Genomic DNA, 16,616 nt, shown 5'->3' with positions numbered 1-16,616 from the left:
CGAAAGGCGGCACTCTCGGTGAAGCAACTACGGCTCGGGCTGCTGGCCGGCCTCTTCGCCGGAGCCGGCGTCCTGTCCTGGGGCGGCTCCCGCCTCTGGGACTCCCTGGGCACGCTGCCGAGCGTGCCCCTCGCCGCGTCCGTCGTGCTGGCGGTGATCGCCGTCGTCCTGCTCGCCACCGCCCTGTCGATCCGGGCCCGCCTGCGTGCCCAGCGGGAGCGCCGCCCGGGGGCGAAGGGCGTCGAGCCGCTGATGGCGGCCCGGGCCGTGGTCTTCGGCCAGGCGAGCGCCCTCGTCACGGCGCTGGTCGCCGGGATGTACGGCGGCACGGGCGTCTTCCTGCTCAGCTACCTCGATGTCCCGCCCCGGCGCGACCAGGCGATCTACGCGGGCTCCGCCGTCCTGGCCGGCGTCGCGGTCGTGGCAGCCGCCGTCTTCCTCGAGCGCGTCTGCAAGCTCCCGGAGGACAAGGACGACCACGGGAACACCGCCACAGCGGCATAGGGTCTCTCGTTCGGATCACTCCGGCTCTCACGGCCCGCGCTCCACAGTGCCCTGGCACCGCGCCCCGGGGCGCGGTGCCGCTCGGAGGCCCGTCCGCCTCGGAGTCCCGCCCCGGGCGGCCGGGCGGAACCGCGCGGTGCTGCCGACGGCCCGCCCAAGGGCGCAGGGCGCTCGTCCCCCTCGGCCGGCGCGCGCTCAGCGCGCCATGATGAGGCTCATCGCCTCCGCACGAGTGGCCGGATCCCGTAGCTGGCCGCGCACGGCGGACGTGAGCGTCTTGGCTCCGGGCTTGCGGATGCCCCGCATCGACATGCACATGTGCTCGCATTCGATGACGACGATGACACCGCGCGGCTCCAGGATCGCCATCAGCGACTCGGCGATCTGCGTGGTGAGCCGTTCCTGGACCTGCGGCCGCCGGGCGTAGACGTCGACCAGCCGCGCCAGCTTGGACAGTCCCGTGATCTTGCCGCTGGTCGCCGGGATGTAACCGACGTGCGCGACACCGCGGAAGGGCACCAGGTGGTGCTCACACGTGCTGTAGACCTCGATGTCCTTCACCAGGACCATCTCGTCGTGACCGAGGTCGAACGTCGTCGTCAGGACGTCCTCGGGCTCCTGGTAGAGGCCCGCGAATATCTCCTTGTACGCACGCGCCACCCGTCCCGGGGTCTCGCGCAGACCTTCGCGGTCCGGGTCCTCCCCGACCGCGATGAGGAGTTCCCGTACGGCGGTCTCGGCCCGCTTCTGGTCGAATACGCCGATGGAACCCTGCCCGTCGAGCGTCACCGGGTCGGTCATCTGTGCCTCGTTCCTCTGTGCTGTCGCATGCGCGGCGGGGCCCCGGACACCTGGTGAAACGGCAGGCCCGGGCGGGTGTACGGAAAAAGCCGCGCCCCCACAGGCTAGAACCTGGGGGGCGCGGCATCCATTCCGTACCCTGCGACGTGCCCGTGACGGCGGACACACCGGGTGAGGACGAACGGATCTCAGCTCTCGGGACGCTCCTCCGGCAGCCCCTCCGTGGAGGTGCCGATGTCCTTCGACATGTCCGTCGGGGCGATCTCCGGCGGGGTGCCCGAACCGTTGGCGGTGTTCGTGCCGTTGGTGAGGGCCAGCTCCTTGGGAGAGAGCACCGGCGGACGGGTGGACGGTGTCCGCCGGGCGGAACCGGTCCACGCCGGACGTGCCGGACGCTTCACGATCGGAGCGAAGATCTCGGCGATCTGCTCCTTGCCGAGCGTCTCCTTCTCGAGGAGCTCGAGAACCAGGGCGTCGAGGATGTCGCGGTTCTCGACGAGGATCTCCCACGCGTCGTTGTGGGCAGTCTCGATGAGCTTCTTGACCTCCTCGTCGACGAGCGCCGCGACCTCTTCCGAGTAGTCGCGCTGGTGGCCCATCTCCCGGCCCACGAAGGGTTCGGTGTTGTCGCCGCCGAACTTGATCGCGCCGAGGCGCTCCGTCATGCCGTACTGCGTGACCATCGCGCGGGCCGTTGCGGTGGCCTTCTCGATGTCGTTCGCCGCACCGGTCGTCGGGTCGTGGAAGACCAGCTCCTCGGCCGCGCGCCCGCCCAGCATGTACGCCAGCTGGTCGAGCATCTCGTTGCGCGTCGTGGAGTACTTGTCCTCCTCCGGGAGCACCATCGTGTAACCGAGGGCACGGCCGCGGGAGAGGATCGTGATCTTGTGGACCGGGTCCGACTGGGGAGAGGCCGCCGCGACCAGGGCGTGTCCGCCCTCGTGGTACGCGGTGATCTTCTTCTCCTTCTCGGACATGATCCGGGTCCGCTTCTGCGGGCCCGCCACGACGCGGTCGATGGCCTCGTCGAGCATGTGGTTGTCGATCAGCTTCTTGTTGCTGCGCGCCGTGAGGAGCGCCGCTTCGTTCAGCACGTTCGCCAGATCGGCACCGGTGAAGCCGGGCGTACGACGGGCGACCGCGTTGAGGTCGACGTCGGGGGCGACCGGCTTGCCCTTCTGGTGCACCTTGAGGACCGCCAGGCGGCCCTGCATGTCCGGCCGGTCGACGGCGATCTGCCGGTCGAAACGTCCGGGACGCAGCAGCGCCGGGTCCAGGATGTCCGGCCGGTTGGTGGCGGCGATCAGGATGACGCCACCCTTCACGTCGAAGCCGTCCATCTCGACGAGCAGCTGGTTGAGCGTCTGCTCGCGCTCGTCGTGGCCGCCGCCCATGCCCGCACCACGGTGCCGGCCCACGGCGTCGATCTCGTCGACGAAGACGATCGCCGGAGCGTTCGCCTTGGCCTGCTCGAAGAGGTCACGGACACGGGAGGCACCGACACCGACGAACATCTCGACGAAGTCGGAACCGGAGATCGAGTAGAACGGCACGCCCGCCTCGCCCGCGACGGCGCGAGCGAGCAGCGTCTTACCCGTACCGGGCGGCCCGTAGAGCAGGACACCCTTCGGGATCTTGGCGCCGACGGCCTGGAACTTCGCCGGCTCCTGGAGGAATTCCTTGATCTCGTACAGTTCCTCGACGGCCTCGTCCGACCCCGCCACGTCGGCGAAGGTCGTCTTCGGCGTGTCCTTGGTGATCAGCTTCGCCTTGGACTTGCCGAACTGCATGACCTTGGAGCCGCCGCCCTGCATCTGATTCATCAGAAACAGGAACACGACCACGATCAGGACGAAGGGCAGCAGGGAGAGGAGGATCGAGAGGAACGGGGACTGCTTCGACGGCGAGACGGTGTAACCCTTCTCGATGTCACCGCTCTCGAACTTCTTCTGCAGCGTGTCGGCCAGCTCGACACCCTGGTTGCCGATGTAGCTCGCCTGGAACTTGCTGCCGGACTCGCCCTTGAGCTTTTCCTTGTCCTTCAGCTCGATCTTGAGAATCTGTTCGTCACCGGTGGTCAGCTTGGCCTGTTCCACCTGGTTCTTGGTGATCGCCTGGATCACTTCGCCGGTGTCCACCGTCTTGTAGCCGCCCGACGAGCCGACGACCTGCATCAACACGACCACGGCGAGGACGGCCAGCACGATCCACATGACCGGCCCACGGAAGTATCGCTTCACGTCCATCCATACGGAGCGAAGACGCCCCGTCCCTCCTGCCCGTAGGTAAATGCTGCTGTGAGAAAAGACTGTTCTTCGGACGGTACCCCAGCATTGTCACCTGCGACCGCAGAGGACGTCCGTCAAACCCGCCTTCGAAGGCTCAACGGCGGGGGAACGATGAGGGTTCCCCGGAGCCGGGCCCGGTTCGGCGGATCCCGTCGGACAGGGTGTCAGCCGCCGTAGACGTGCGGGGCGAGCGTGCCGACGAAGGGAAGGTTGCGGTACTTCTCCGCGTAGTCCAGCCCGTATCCGACGACGAACTCGTTGGGGATGTCGAAGCCGACCCACTTCACGTCGATCGCGACCTTCGCCGCGTCCGGCTTGCGGAGCAGCGTGCAGACCTCCAGGCTCGCAGGTTCCCGGGAGCCGAGGTTGGTCAGCAGCCAGGAGAGCGTCAGCCCGGAGTCGATGATGTCCTCGACGATCAGGACGTGCTTGCCCTTGATGTCGGTGTCGAGGTCCTTGAGGATCCGGACGACGCCGGAGGACTGGGTGCCCGCTCCGTACGAGGAGACGGCCATCCAGTCCATGGTGACGGGGGTGGACAGCGCGCGCGCCAGGTCCGCCATGACCATCACCGCGCCCTTGAGCACGCCGACGATGAGCAGGTCCTTGCCCGCGTACTCCGCGTCGATCTTCGCAGCCAGCTCGACGAGCTTCGCGTCGATCTCTTCCTTGGTGAGGAGCACCGACCGGAGGTCGGTGCCCATGTCCTTCTCGTTCACCCGCGTCTCTTTCTCTGCCTGCCGGACCCGGAGCGTTCCCGGAGCGGGCCGGCCGTTTCGCCTGCACTTCAGCCGCTTGCGCTTCAGCTCTGCCGAATGACCAGTCTGCCACCCTGCCGCAGCGCTTCGACGCGGCCGGGCAGGTTGATGGCGCCCTGGCCGCGCCAGCCGGTGATGAGCCGGTCGACTTCCTCGACGTGGCGGGCGAAGAGCGAACCGGCGGGAGATCCGGCGTCCATCACGGCCCGGCGCAGCACCCGGCGGCGCACCGCGGGCGGCAGGACGGCGAGCTTGGCGCATTCGAGCCGCCCGTCGTCGTCACACACCGAGCGGGCGGCCTCGGCGGCCCAGGTGTCCAGGGCGTCGGCGTCGTCGCGGGACAGCTGTGCCGTGCGGGCCAGGGCTTCGACGACACCTTTGCCCAGCGCCTTCTCCAGGGCGGGCAGACCCTCATGGCGCAGCCGGGAACGGGTGTAGGCGGGATCGGCGTTGTGGGGGTCGTCCCAGACGGGGAGCGACTGGACCAGGCAGGCCTTGCGGGCGGTCTGCCGGTCGAGCTGGAGGAAGGGACGGCGGTAGCGGCCGGCCGGCCCGGAGGCGGCGGCCATCCCGGAGAGCGAGCGGATGCCGGACCCGCGGGCGAGACCGAGCAGGACGGTCTCGGCCTGGTCGTCACGGGTGTGGCCGAGAAGGACGGCGGCGGCGCCGTGGCGCTCCGCGGCGGCGTCCAGCGCGGCGTACCGGGCTTCCCGGGCCGCGGCCTCGGGCCCCCCTTCGCGGCCGACGTGCACGGCGACGGACTCGACCGGTTCGAGCTGCATGGCGGCGAGGCGGGTGACGACCTCGTCGGCGCGGAGACCGGAGCCGGGCTGGAGGTTGTGGTCGACGGTGATGCCGCCGGCGCGGACGGGGAGCTTGCGCGACTCGAATGCGAGGGCGGAGGCGAGTGCCATGGAGTCGGCTCCCCCCGAGCAGGCCACGAGCACCAGCGGTGTGTCCGGCCGGTCGGGGAGCCCGGCGCGGCGGCCGCCCGCTCCGGCTTCCGCGAACTCGGCGAGGCCGGCCTGTTCGGTGTGGCGGTTGTGTTCGGTGACGACGTCGTGAAGTACGCGGCGGACCGCCAGGCGTATCGCCGCGACCGCAGGATGGGGACCCATGTCCGGTGCCCTTCGGTGAAGTTTTGGGAGGTGCCTCGAAGCGGCGGGACCCACGGGGTCCCGTCACTCAGAGTGCGTCGATGGTGACAGAGCCAAGCTGTTCACCGAGCATTGCACGCCTTCCCATGCCCCTATGGTCCCCCGGATGGGTGATTGGAGGGGCAATCTCCTGCCGTCGGTCAGGCTGTGATCATGAATCTGCCCTACGGTGCACGCGGGCCACCCACTCCGCCGGCGCGGCGATCTCCGCCTTGGTGGGGAGGGTGTTGGGAGAGGTCCACACCCGGTTGAAGCCGTCCATGCCGACCTCGTCGACCACGGCACGCACGAACTTCTCACCGTCGCGGTACTGCCGCAGCTTGGCGTCCAGGCCCAGGAGCTTGCGCAGCGCCAGGTCGAGACGGCCGGCGCCACGCGCCCTGCGCTGCTGGAACTTCTCCCGGATCTCGGCGACGGAGCCCACGACGTCGGGCCCCACCCCGTCCATCACGAAGTCGGCGTGGCCCTCGAGCAGGGACATCACCGCGGTGAGCCGGCCGAGGATCTCGCGCTGCGCGGGCGTCTGGACGATCTCGACGAGACTGCGCCCGCCGTCGTCGTCCCCCTCCCCCTGCTCGCCCTCGGGACGGCTGCCTCCGGCGAAGGTCTGGGCGGCCTCCCGGAGGCGTTCCAGGACGGTCATCGGATCGACGTCCGTCTCGTCGAGGAACGACTGGATCTCGCCCCTCAGGTGGTCACGGAGCCAGGGAACGCCGGTGAACTGGGTGCGGTGAGTCTCTTCGTGGAGGGCCACCCAGAGCCGGAAGTCGTGTGGATCGACGCCGAGTTCGCGTTCGACGTGCACGATGTTGGGGGCGACCAGCAGCAGCCTGCCACCGCCCACGGCGGAGGCGGGGAGCTCCCGGGTGGCGGGCGCGAAGGTCTCGTACTGACCCAGGACCCGGGAGGCCAGGAACGACAGCAGCATGCCCAGTTCGACACCGGTCACCTTGCCGCCGACCGCGCCGAGCACCATGCCGCCGGGGCCGTTGCCGCGGCGGTCCTGCATCTTGCTCAGCAAGGGACGCAGCAGTTCACGGAAGCCGGCGACGTTGGCCCGGATCCATCCCGCCCGGTCGACCACCAGGACCGGTGTGTCCTCGGGTTCGTGCCCCTCCGGGATCATCCGGGTGAACGAACGGACGTGTTCCTCCGAGGCCTTGGCATGCCGGCGGAGCTCCGCGACGACGGCGCGGGCCTCCTCACGGCTGATCTCGGGACCCGGCCGCACGAACCGGGTCGCGGTCGCGACCGCGAGTTTCCAGTCGACCATCTCGGCACCACCGACGCTCGTCATGCGTCAACCGTACGTGAGGTGGCCGCCCCGCGGTGGGGTGTCAGCCGCTCAGCGGGTGCCCCGGGTGAGTGCGGTGGCCGAAGCGTCCAGGGCGGCTTCCGCCTCGTGCGGCGAGGTGGTGCCCGAGGCCAGGAAGGCGAAGGCGAGCAGTCGGCCCTGAGCGTCGACCGCCGTCCCGGCGAGTGCGTTCACCCCGGTGAGCGTGCCCGTCTTCGCGCGGATCAGGCCGGTGCCCCGGGACGTCGTGGTGTAGCGGCCGCCGAGCGTCCCGCTGAACCCGGCCACCGGCAGGCCGGTGAGGATCGGGCGCAGCTCCGGGTGGCCGGGGCCGGCCGCGAGCGCGAGCAGGCCGGTGAGGAGGCCGGCCGTGACCTTGTCCGCGCGGTCGAGACCGCTCCCGTCGGCGAGGCGTGCGCCGGCGACCGGCAGGCCCAGCTTCTTCAGCCGTTCGGTCACGGCACGCCGCCCTCCGGCGAAGGAGGCCGGCATCCCCGCCTTCAGGGCCGTCTGCCGGGCCAGGGCCTCCGCGATGTCGTTGTCGCTGTTGGTCAGGGCGCGTTCGACCAGGGCGGACAGCGGCGCGGACAGGTGGGTGGCCACGGTCGTACCGGCCGCCGCCCGCCCGGACGAGGGGGCCGACCGGGTGTCCACTCCGGCGTCGCCGAGCAGGCCCGCGAAGGTACGGGCGGCGTCCCTGGCCGGGTCGCCGGTGCGAGGGGCGGGCCCCTTGTCGCTGTCGTCGAGGCGTCCCTCGTCGACCATGAGCGCACTGACGGGGGCGATGTTCTCGTTGGGGCTGATGGGATGCAGAGCCGGGCCCGAGTACCGCGACGTGTCGTAGGTCAGGGTGACGGCCTTCGTGCCGCTCGCGCGCACGGCGCGCGCGGTCCCGGCCGCGAGGTCGCGCAGTGCCGCCTCGTCGAGGGTGGGGTCGCCGCCGCCGACGAGAGTGACCGTCCTCGCGTCCTTCGACATCCGGACGGTGGTGGCGATGCGGTGGCCGGGGCCCAGGGCGGAGAGCGCGGCGGCGACGGTGGCGAGCTTCACGGTGGAGGCCGGGGTCATGGGCGTGGCGGCGCCGCGCGCGTACAGCTGCTTGCCGGTGGCCGTGTCGACGACCGCGGCGGTGCGCAGGGCGCCGAGGGCGGGATCGTCGAGCAGGGGCGCCAGAACGGTTTTCAGGCCGCCCTCGCCCGCGGGCTCCTTCAGGCCCTCCGCGGTCCCCAGGGCGGCCAGGACGGCGGGTGCGCTGGCCGCGGGTCGCGGCGCCGTGGCCCCGGTCCCCTGGTGATGTGCGCCACCTGAACGCTCACTGGCGGCCGCCCGGTCCTGCTCGGCCTTACGCTGACCGGAGTCCCAGGGACCGGCGGCGAGAACGGCCCCGGCGGCGACCGCCAGGCCGAGCACCGCGGAGCAGGCGACGAACCGCCGGTCGTTCGGGCCGCTGCCCCGCCCCGGACGCTTCGGTCCTTTCCACCCGCCCCACCGGCTCAACGGTTCGTCCGTCGGTCCATGCACCGGCTCGGCCACCGTTGACCAGCCCCTTTCGCGAGCACTCATCTGCGTGAGGGACACTTAACCACCAGTCGTATGTGTTGATCATGGAGGAGCCACCCGTGGAGTTCGACGTCACCATCGAGATCCCGAAGGGTTCGCGGAACAAGTACGAGGTGGACCACGAGACCGGTCGGATCCGCCTGGACCGTCGACTCTTCACCTCGACCAGCTACCCGGCCGACTACGGCTTCGTCGAGAACACCCTCGGCGAGGACGGCGACCCGCTGGACGCGCTGGTCATCCTGGACGAGCCGACCTTCCCCGGTTGCCTCATCAAGTGCCGCGCCATCGGCATGTTCCGGATGACCGACGAGGCCGGCGGCGACGACAAGCTGCTGTGCGTCCCGGCGTCCGACCCCCGGGTGGAGCACCTGCGCGACATCCACCACGTGTCGGAGTTCGACCGCCTCGAGATCCAGCACTTCTTCGAGGTCTACAAGGACCTGGAGCCGGGCAAGTCCGTCGAGGGCGCCGACTGGGTCGGCCGCGCCGAGGCGGAGGCCGAGATCGAGGCCTCCTACAAGCGCCTCGAGGCGCAGGGCGGCGCGCACTGACTTCAGTCCGTCCCGTTCCGCTTACGGGCGGACGACGCGGATCGTGACGCTTCGGGCCGACGGCCCCGCTGACCGTACGTACGACGGGCGGCGCACCTTTCACCGGTGCGCCGCCCGTTGCGCGTGGTGGCCCATGTCCGTGCCCATACTGGGCAGGAGCGCTCCCAGGACGCGTGTCGAGGAAGGAACGAGGTCGAGTGGTGGCGGAACCGGGCGGTCCCGAGGACCAGAAGCCCCAGTCCGACGAGGCGCGCAGCGCCTTCGTCCCGCCGGCCGGTGTGGAGCAGCCCTCCGCGCCGTCCGAGGACGACCACCCCACGTCGGAGTTCGCCCTCCCGGCCGGCCTGCACACCGATCCCCCGGCGGCCTCGGGTCCGGGCCAGGCTCCCGCCGGGGGCTCGGGCGGCGGTCCGGGTGGCGAGCCGCTGAGTTCCGCTTTCGTCCCGCCGAGCGGTTACAACGCCCAGCAGCAGCCTCCCGCCTTCACTCCCGCGCACGGCATTCCGATGGTCCGGCTGACCAAGGAAGCCCCCTGGCAGGACCGGATGCGCACGATGCTGCGCATGCCCGTGTTCGAGCGGCCGGCGCCCGAGAGCATGCAGAAGACCGACGACTCGGGCCCGGCGGTACCGCGCGTGCTCGACCTGACGCTGCGTATCGGGGAGCTGCTGCTGGCGGGCGGGGAGGGCGCCGAGGACGTCGAGGCGGCCATGTTCGCGGTGTCGCGCTCCTACGGGCTCGACCGCTGTGAGCCGACGGTGACCTTCACGCTGCTGTCCATCTCGCACCAGCCGTCCCTGGTCGACGACCCCGTGACCGCCAGCCGCACCGTACGCCGCCGGGGCACGGACTACACCCGGCTGGCCGCGGTCTTCCGGCTGATCGACGACATCACGAGCATCGAACACGTCGAGGTCTCCCTGGAGGAGGCCTACCGCCGCCTCGCCGAGATCCGCCGTAACCGGCACCCGTATCCCGGCTGGGCCCTGACGGCAGCCGCCGGCCTGCTCGCGGGCTCGGCTTCGGTACTGGTCGGCGGCGGTGTGCTGGTCTTCATCGTGGCCGCGGCGGGCGCGATGCTCGGGGACCGGCTGGCCTGGCTCTGCGCGGGCCGCGGCCTGCCCGAGTTCTACCAGTTCATGGCCGCGGCGATGCCCCCGGCGGCCATAGGCATCGCGCTGACCCTCACCCATTCGACGGGTGTCCGGCCGTCCGCGGTGATCACCGGTGGGCTGTTCGCGCTGCTTCCAGGGCGGGCCCTGGTCGCCGGTGTGCAGGACGGGCTGACCGGTTACTACATCACCGCGGCAGCCCGGCTCCTGGAGGTCATGTACTTCTTCATCGGCATCGTCGCCGGGGTGCTGCTGATGCTCTACCTGGGTGTCCAGCTCGGTGCCGAGCTCAACCCGGAGGCGCGGTTCGTGGCCAGCGACCGTCCGGTGGTCCAGATCCTGGCGTCGATGGCCCTCACCCTGGCCTTCGCCATCCTGCTCCAGCAGGAGCGATCCACCGTGCTGGCGGTCACCCTCAACGGGGGCGTGGCCTGGATCATCTTCGGTGCGATGGCCCGGACCGGGAACATCTCGCCGGTGGCCGCGACAGCGGTGGCGGCCGGTCTGGTGGGCCTGTTCGGCCAGTTGTTCTCGCGTTACCGCTACACCTCGTCACTGCCCTACATCACCGCGGCGATCGGTCCGCTGCTGCCCGGTTCGGCGACGTACTTCGGTCTGCTGGGCGTGGCGCAGAACGAGGTGGACGCCGGGCTCGCCTCCCTCACCACCGCCGTGGCGACTGCTCTGGCCATCGCCATCGGGGTGAATCTGGGAAGTGAGATCTCACGGCTGTTCATGCGGGTCCCGGGCGGCGTCGAAGGCGGCCCGTCCCGCCGGGCCGCCAAGCGGACGCGCGGCTTCTGACATCGAACGGCGCCTCGGTCCCCTTGTGCGGGGGACCGAGGCGCCGTTCGCGCAGCTACGGGGTCAGCGCCTGTCCTGCCATCCGTACGAGCCGGCGTCGCCCTCCTGGTCGCCACCGTCCGGGGCGGCCTGCCCGTTGCCGTACGGCCGGGCGTCGCCGTACGGGCCCGCCTGACCTCCGTTGCCGTACGGGTCATGGCCGTTGCCGTACGGGGCCGCCTGGGCGTTTCCGTAGGACTCCTGGCCGTTGCCGTAGGGGGACGCCTGGCCGTTGCCGAACTGGCCCTGCCCACCGCCGTACTGGTTCTGCCCGTTGCCGTACTGGCCCTGTCCAGGGTCGCCGTACTGGTTCTGCCCGTTGCCGTACTGGCCCTGGCCAGGGTCGCCGTAGTGGTTCTGCCCACCGCCGTACTCGCCCTGCCCGTTGCCGTACTGGCCCTGACCAGGGTCGCCGTACTGGTTCTGCCCACCGCCGTACGGCTCCCCATACCCGTTGCCGTGCTGCCGGCCGCCGCCGTACGGGGCCGCCTGGGCGCTTCCGTACGGGTCCTGACCGCCGCCGTACGGGGCCGCCTGACCGCCGTCGTACGGTCCGGTGCCGTACGGGTCGGCCGGGGCGTTTCCGTACGGGTCGGCCGGGCCGTTGCCGTACTGGGTCGCTCCGCCGTTGCCGTACGGCCCTGCCTCCGGGGCTGCGGTGTACGGGCCGGCGTTGTGCGCTGCGCCCTGCCCGCCGTCGTACGGGTCCTCGTCCCGGCCGTGGACCTGACCGGTGGCGCCCTCGTCCTCCCGCGGCTCCTCGGCAGCCGACTTCTTCGACTTGCTGCGGGCCCTCAGGAACTCGATGCCGATCGGCACCACGGATACCAGAACGATCAGGATGAGGATCAGTTCGATGTGCTCGTGCACGAAATCGATCTTGCCGAGGCCCGCGCCGAGCAGCGTCACACCGACGCCCCAGAGCACGCCTCCGATGATGTTGAACGTGATGAACGAGCGGTAGTTCATCCGGCTCACACCGGCGATGATCGGCGTGAACGTGCGCACGATGGGCACGAAGCGGGCCAGCACCAGCGACTTCGGTCCGTACTTCTCGAAGAAGTCGTGGGCCTTCTCGACGTTCTCCTGTTTGAAGAGCCGGGAGTCCGGGCGCCTGAAGAGCGACGGGCCCACCTTGCGGCCGAAGAGGTAGCCGACCTGGTCGCCGATGATCGCCGCGAGCGCGACCAGGAGGCAGACCAGCCAGAGCGGGTACTTCAGGTCGCCCGTGGTCACCAGGAGACCCGTGGTGAACAGCAGGGAGTCACCGGGCAGGAAGAAGCCGATCAGCAGTCCGGACTCGGCGAACACGATGAGCAGGAGGCCGGGAAGCCCGAACGTGTTGAGCAGGTAATCCGGGTCCAGCCAGCTCGGGCCGAGCGCAAGCGTATTCAAGGGTCCGGGCTCCAGGATCGATCGATGGCGGCTGCGTGGCCGTCCCAAGCTATCAACGCCGGGGAACGCCTCTGGGTTCCAGTGGCGTAGCCAAGGATGCGCCCGGTCCGAACCGGGGCGAGGCTGACCCCAGGAGGTGCCACGTCATGGGCATTGAGGACTACGGCGGCGGACAGACGCCGCAGGCGGACGTCCTGGTCGTCACGACGAACGACGTCCCGGGTTACCAGGTGACGCAGGTCATCGGCGAGGTCTTCGGGCTCACCGTGCGGTCGCGGCATCTCGGCAGCCAGATCGGCGCGGGTCTGAAGTCGGTGATCGGCGGTGAGCTGAAAGGGCTGACCAAGACCCTGGTCGAGACCCGCAACCAGGCGATGGAACGGCTCGTCGAACAGGCCAGGGCACGCGGCGCCAACGCGGTGCTGATGATGCGCTTCGACGTCAGCGAGGCGGCCGACGTGGGCACAGAGGTCTGCGCGTACGGGACTGCGGCCGTCATCAGCAGGTCCTGACCGTCCTCGGCACACCCCGTCTCCCCTCCACCCTCCTCCCTCCGGCCTCGCGGCCGAGAACTGAGAGGAACACCCGATGCCGCTCCACCAGGGATCACACGGTCGGACGCCGTCCGACGAGCACCGCAGACTCGCCCTCAACCCGTTCTTCGGGGAGGCGGACCCGACCGCGCCGATGGTCGCGGCACCTCCCACCCATCGCCTCCCCGACGGTCCGTTGCCACCCATGACCGCTTACCGGCTCGTGCACGACGAGCTGATGCTCGACGGCAACTCCCGGCTCAACCTGGCGACCTTCGTCACCACCTGGATGGAGCCCCAGGCCGGTGTGCTGATGGGCGAGTGCCGGGACAAGAACATGATCGACAAGGACGAGTACCCACGCACCGCCGAGCTGGAGCGGCGGTGCGTGGCGATGCTCGCCGACCTCTGGAACGCACCCGACCCGGCGACCGCGGTCGGCTGTTCGACCACGGGGTCGAGCGAAGCCTGCATGCTGGCCGGGATGGCACTCAAACGGCGTTGGGCGGCGAGGAACGCAGACCGCTACCCGGCGACCGCCCGGCCCAACCTCGTCATGGGCGTCAACGTCCAGGTCTGCTGGGACAAGTTCTGCACGTTCTGGGAGGTCGAGCCCCGGCAGGTCCCGATGGAGGGTGAGCGCTTCCACCTGGACCCGCAGGCGGCCGCCGAGCTCTGCGACGAGAACACCATCGGTGTCGTCGGCATCCTCGGCTCCACCTTCGACGGCTCCTACGAGCCCATCGCCGACCTCTGCGCCGCGCTGGACGAGCTCCAGGAGCGGACCGGACTCGACATCCCCGTCCATGTGGACGGGGCGTCCGGGGCCATGGTGGCCCCTTTCCTCGACGAGGACCTCGTGTGGGACTTCCGGCTCCCGCGGGTCTCCTCGATCAACACGTCGGGCCACAAGTACGGCCTGGTCTACCCGGGCGTGGGCTGGGCCCTGTGGCGCTCACCGGCCGAGCTCCCCGAGGAGCTGGTCTTCCGGGTCAACTACCTGGGCGGCGACATGCCGACCTTCGCGCTGAACTTCTCCCGGCCCGGCGCACAGGTGGTGGCGCAGTACTACACCTTCCTGCGGCTGGGCCGGGACGGCTACCGGGCCGTCCAGCAGACGTCCCGGGACATCGCGCGACGGCTGGCCACGGAGTTGGAGTCCCTGGACGACTTCCGCCTTCTGACCCGGGGGGACGAACTCCCGGTGTTCGCCCTGACGACCACGCCCGAGGTGACGGCGTACGACGTCTTCGACGTGTCCCGTCGGCTTCGTGAGCGCGGTTGGCTGGTACCCGCCTACACCTTCCCGGCCAACCGCCAGGACCTCTCGGTGCTGCGCGTCGTCTGCCGCAACGGGTTCTCCTCCGACCTCGCGGAGCTGCTGCTGGACGACGTGCGCAGACTCCTCCCCGAACTACGCGCTCAGGCGCACCCCTCGAGCCGGGCGGGGGTCGAGACGGCCTTCCACCACTGAGGCCCCGGGGCCCACCAGCCCTTGGCCTCGTGCGGCCGAGCTCGACCAGGGGACGAAGTGGTGGACCCGCCGAAGTGCTCGTCCCACGTGATCAGCGGTCGTCCCCGGGATCGGGGACTCCGGTGGCGTAGGGATTTTCCTGCCCTTCGGCGAGCACCCCGACGAAGGGCTCGCCTTCACCGGCGAAGGTGTACGCCCCCGCCTCGATCCGTGCGATCAGGCCACGGGTCCATTCGGCACCCGCGTCCGCCGCGTGCACCCACATGTTCATGATCTCGCCGATGTGCCCGAGCGACTCCGGGCCCTCCGAAGGCGTGTAGTGCTCGGTGACCGAGGCCCGCCAGCCCTCGATGGCGGCGACGCGCTCCCGCAGGAGTGCCACCGCCTCGTCACGCTCCAGGTCGACGACGAAGCCGATCCCGGCCGAGAGCACGTCGACGCTCTGGTCGTAGGAGGTCAGCGAGGAGCGCAGCAGGGTGAAGAACTCCTGGGTGCCGCTGTCGGTGATCTCGTACTCGGTGCGGGGTGGTCCGCCGGCCGTGGACGGGGCGACCTCGTGGGCGTGGAGCAGTCCCTGCTTCGCCATCTGCTTGAGTGCGTGGTAGATCGATCCGGGTTTTGCGTGGGACCACTCGTGGGCGCCCCAGTACTCCAGGTCGTTGCGCACCTGATAACCGTGCGCGCGGCCGTGCTGACGCACGGCTCCCAGGACCAGGAGACGGATCGCCGACATACCACCCCACCCTTGCCATCAACTGGCCTCAGGGTATCCCGCATCCCCGGCGACCAGCCGGAAGACGGACAGCCGCCCTGACCACCGGGTGCCGGAAGGGTCAGAAGGGGAACGCCGTCCGTCCGTGCTGGACCGAGATCCACTGCTGGGTGGTGAAGGCCTCCACGGCCGCCTCGCCGTTCAGCCTGCCCATGCCGGACATCGCCCCGCCGCCGAACGCGACGAGCGGGTCGTCCTGGACGGTGGAGTCGTTGACGTGGAACATTTCGCTCGCGATGCGCCGGGCGAACCGCACACCCCGCTCGGCGTCCGACGTGTGCACGGCCCCGCTCAGCCCGTAGGGACCGGCGTTGACGACGCGCACGGCCTCGTCCTCGCCGTCGAACGGCACCAGCAGCGCCACCGGGCCGAAGATCTCCTGCGCCAGCAGCGGCGAACCGTCGGGCAGCCCGGTCAGCACCGTCGGCTCGACGAGACTGCCGCGCGTACGTCCCCGTACGAGGGCGGTGGCACCGGCCGCCAGCGCCTCGTCGATCAGCGCCGTGAGCGCGTCGGCCTGGAACTCGCTGATGACCGGGCCGATCCTGGTCTCGGGGTCGCGAGGGTCGCCGGCCTTGAGAGCGGCGACCTCGGCGATGAACCGCTCGGTGAACTCCTTCTCCACGGACCGGTCCACCAGGATGCGGTTGGCGGCCATGGAGACCTGCCCCTGGTACAGGAAACGGCTGAAGACGGCCGCCCGGACCGCGTGGTCGAGGTCGGCGTCCTCCAGCACGACCAGCGCGCTGTTGCCGCTCAGATCGAGGACGGTCTTCTTGAACAGGCCGGCGGCGGTCGCCGCGATGTGCCGGCCGACCCGGTCCGAACCGGTGAAGGAGATCACCTTGGGCACGGGGTGGTCGATGAACGTGTCGCCGATCTCCGCGCTGTCGGTGATCAGGACGTTCAGCAGCCCGGCGGGCAGCCCGGCGTCCTCGAATATCCTCGCGACCAGTCCGCCGCCGACGATCGGGGCGTTCTGATGGGGTTTCACCACGACCGCGTTGCCGAGCGCCAGGGCGGGGGCCACGGTCTTCATGGTGACCAGGAAGGGGAAGTTGAAGGCGCTGATCACGCCCACGACGCCGACGGGCAGCCGGTAGAGCCGGTTCTCCTTGCCGTCCGTGGCCGAGGGCAGCAGACGCCCCGTCGGGCGGAGCGCCTGGCCGGCAGCGGCGCGGAGGAACTCCCGTGCGGCCCGCACCTCGTACTCCGCCCGGAAGCGGGTGCCGCCGAGTTCGTCGATGATCATCTCGACGATGTCGTCCGCGCGCTCCCCGACGAGGCGTTCGGCCTTCTCGAGCACGTCCCGGCGCGCGTAGGCGTTGGTCGCGGCCCACGCGCGCTGTGCGCGTTCGGCGGCCTGATAGGCGAGGCCGGTCTGCGCCGCGGTGGCCACGGGGATGGAACAGAGCTTTTCGCCGTTGTAGGGATTGAAATCGATGATGTCCCACGAGCCGCTGCCGGTCAGCCACTCGCCGTCGATGTACTGGTGGGCCAGTTCATTGAAGAAGGACATGCAATCCCTTCAATCCCTCACTGCAGGCACGAACTCCTGTAGATACGTCATC

The 16,616-nt window shown here is 70.2% G+C and carries 14 protein-coding genes; 5 read left to right on the top strand and 9 right to left on the bottom strand.

The window, feature by feature from the left end; all coding sequences use genetic code 11:
- The first annotated feature begins 18 nt into the window (after positions 1-18).
- Complete coding sequence (locus QFZ58_RS20830; protein ID WP_307126416.1) at positions 19-504, top strand: DUF3180 domain-containing protein; 486 nt, start codon at positions 19-21, stop codon at positions 502-504.
- A gap of 195 nt (positions 505-699) precedes the next feature.
- Here the strand turns inward: QFZ58_RS20830 and folE are convergent, their stop codons facing one another.
- From folE to dacB, 6 genes are all read right to left on the bottom strand, one after another.
- Positions 700-1,305, bottom strand: coding sequence for a GTP cyclohydrolase I FolE (folE, locus tag QFZ58_RS20825; protein WP_307126415.1), 606 nt, complete (start codon positions 1,303-1,305; stop codon positions 700-702).
- Between the two features lie 188 nt (positions 1,306-1,493).
- The gene (ftsH, locus tag QFZ58_RS20820) at positions 1,494-3,551 is read right to left on the bottom strand and encodes an ATP-dependent zinc metalloprotease FtsH (protein ID WP_307126414.1); all 2,058 of its coding nucleotides are present in this window, start codon (positions 3,549-3,551) and stop codon (positions 1,494-1,496) included.
- Positions 3,552-3,757: 206 nt separating this feature from the next.
- A complete protein-coding gene (gene hpt, locus QFZ58_RS20815) occupies positions 3,758-4,297 on the bottom strand; it encodes a hypoxanthine phosphoribosyltransferase (protein ID WP_307128937.1) in 540 nt (179 codons plus the stop codon).
- Between the two features lie 98 nt (positions 4,298-4,395).
- On the bottom strand, positions 4,396-5,469 hold the full coding sequence (gene tilS / locus QFZ58_RS20810; protein WP_307126413.1) for a tRNA lysidine(34) synthetase TilS: 1,074 nt from the start codon (positions 5,467-5,469) through the stop codon (positions 4,396-4,398).
- 190 nt (positions 5,470-5,659) lie between these two features.
- Positions 5,660-6,805: a zinc-dependent metalloprotease gene (locus QFZ58_RS20805; RefSeq protein ID WP_307126412.1), complete on the bottom strand. Its 1,146-nt coding sequence runs from the start codon at positions 6,803-6,805 to the stop codon at positions 5,660-5,662.
- Between the two features lie 48 nt (positions 6,806-6,853).
- A complete protein-coding gene (dacB, locus tag QFZ58_RS20800; protein WP_307126411.1) occupies positions 6,854-8,335 on the bottom strand; it encodes a D-alanyl-D-alanine carboxypeptidase/D-alanyl-D-alanine-endopeptidase in 1,482 nt (493 codons plus the stop codon).
- Positions 8,336-8,421: 86 nt separating this feature from the next.
- On the opposite strand from dacB, the gene QFZ58_RS20795 reads away from it, so the two are divergent.
- Together QFZ58_RS20795 and QFZ58_RS20790 are read left to right on the top strand one after the other, a co-directional pair.
- Positions 8,422-8,916 carry an inorganic diphosphatase gene (locus QFZ58_RS20795; protein ID WP_003968257.1) on the top strand — a complete coding sequence of 165 codons (495 nt, stop codon included), beginning with the start codon at positions 8,422-8,424 and terminating at the stop codon, positions 8,914-8,916.
- A gap of 197 nt (positions 8,917-9,113) precedes the next feature.
- Positions 9,114-10,832 (top strand): threonine/serine exporter ThrE family protein, encoded by a 1,719-nt coding sequence (locus tag QFZ58_RS20790; RefSeq protein ID WP_307126410.1) that lies wholly within the window; start codon positions 9,114-9,116, stop codon positions 10,830-10,832.
- A 63-nt stretch (positions 10,833-10,895) separates the two neighbouring features.
- On the opposite strand, the gene QFZ58_RS20785 is transcribed toward QFZ58_RS20790, so the two are convergent.
- Positions 10,896-12,266, bottom strand: coding sequence for a DedA family protein (locus tag QFZ58_RS20785; RefSeq protein ID WP_307126409.1), 1,371 nt, complete (start codon positions 12,264-12,266; stop codon positions 10,896-10,898).
- A gap of 146 nt (positions 12,267-12,412) precedes the next feature.
- Between QFZ58_RS20785 and QFZ58_RS20780 the strand changes: the two genes are divergently transcribed.
- Both QFZ58_RS20780 and QFZ58_RS20775 read left to right on the top strand, forming a co-directional pair.
- The gene (locus tag QFZ58_RS20780) at positions 12,413-12,778 is read left to right on the top strand and encodes a YbjQ family protein (RefSeq protein WP_307126408.1); all 366 of its coding nucleotides are present in this window, start codon (positions 12,413-12,415) and stop codon (positions 12,776-12,778) included.
- A gap of 76 nt (positions 12,779-12,854) precedes the next feature.
- Complete coding sequence (locus QFZ58_RS20775; RefSeq protein WP_307126407.1) at positions 12,855-14,273, top strand: glutamate decarboxylase; 1,419 nt, start codon at positions 12,855-12,857, stop codon at positions 14,271-14,273.
- A gap of 91 nt (positions 14,274-14,364) precedes the next feature.
- Here QFZ58_RS20775 and QFZ58_RS20770 read toward each other — a convergent pair whose 3' ends face one another.
- Both QFZ58_RS20770 and QFZ58_RS20765 read right to left on the bottom strand, forming a co-directional pair.
- The gene (locus tag QFZ58_RS20770) at positions 14,365-15,006 is read right to left on the bottom strand and encodes a PadR family transcriptional regulator (protein WP_307126406.1); all 642 of its coding nucleotides are present in this window, start codon (positions 15,004-15,006) and stop codon (positions 14,365-14,367) included.
- Between the two features lie 100 nt (positions 15,007-15,106).
- Entirely contained in the window at positions 15,107-16,564 is a 1,458-nt protein-coding gene (locus tag QFZ58_RS20765; protein WP_307126405.1) for an aldehyde dehydrogenase family protein, read from the bottom strand.
- Positions 16,565-16,616 lie beyond the last annotated feature (52 nt).

This window comes from Streptomyces sp. B1I3 (assembly GCF_030816615.1).
GTDB lineage: Bacteria > Actinomycetota > Actinomycetes > Streptomycetales > Streptomycetaceae > Streptomyces.
Note: the sequence above shows the minus strand (reverse complement) of the source record. Positions and strands in the feature narration are given on the sequence as shown.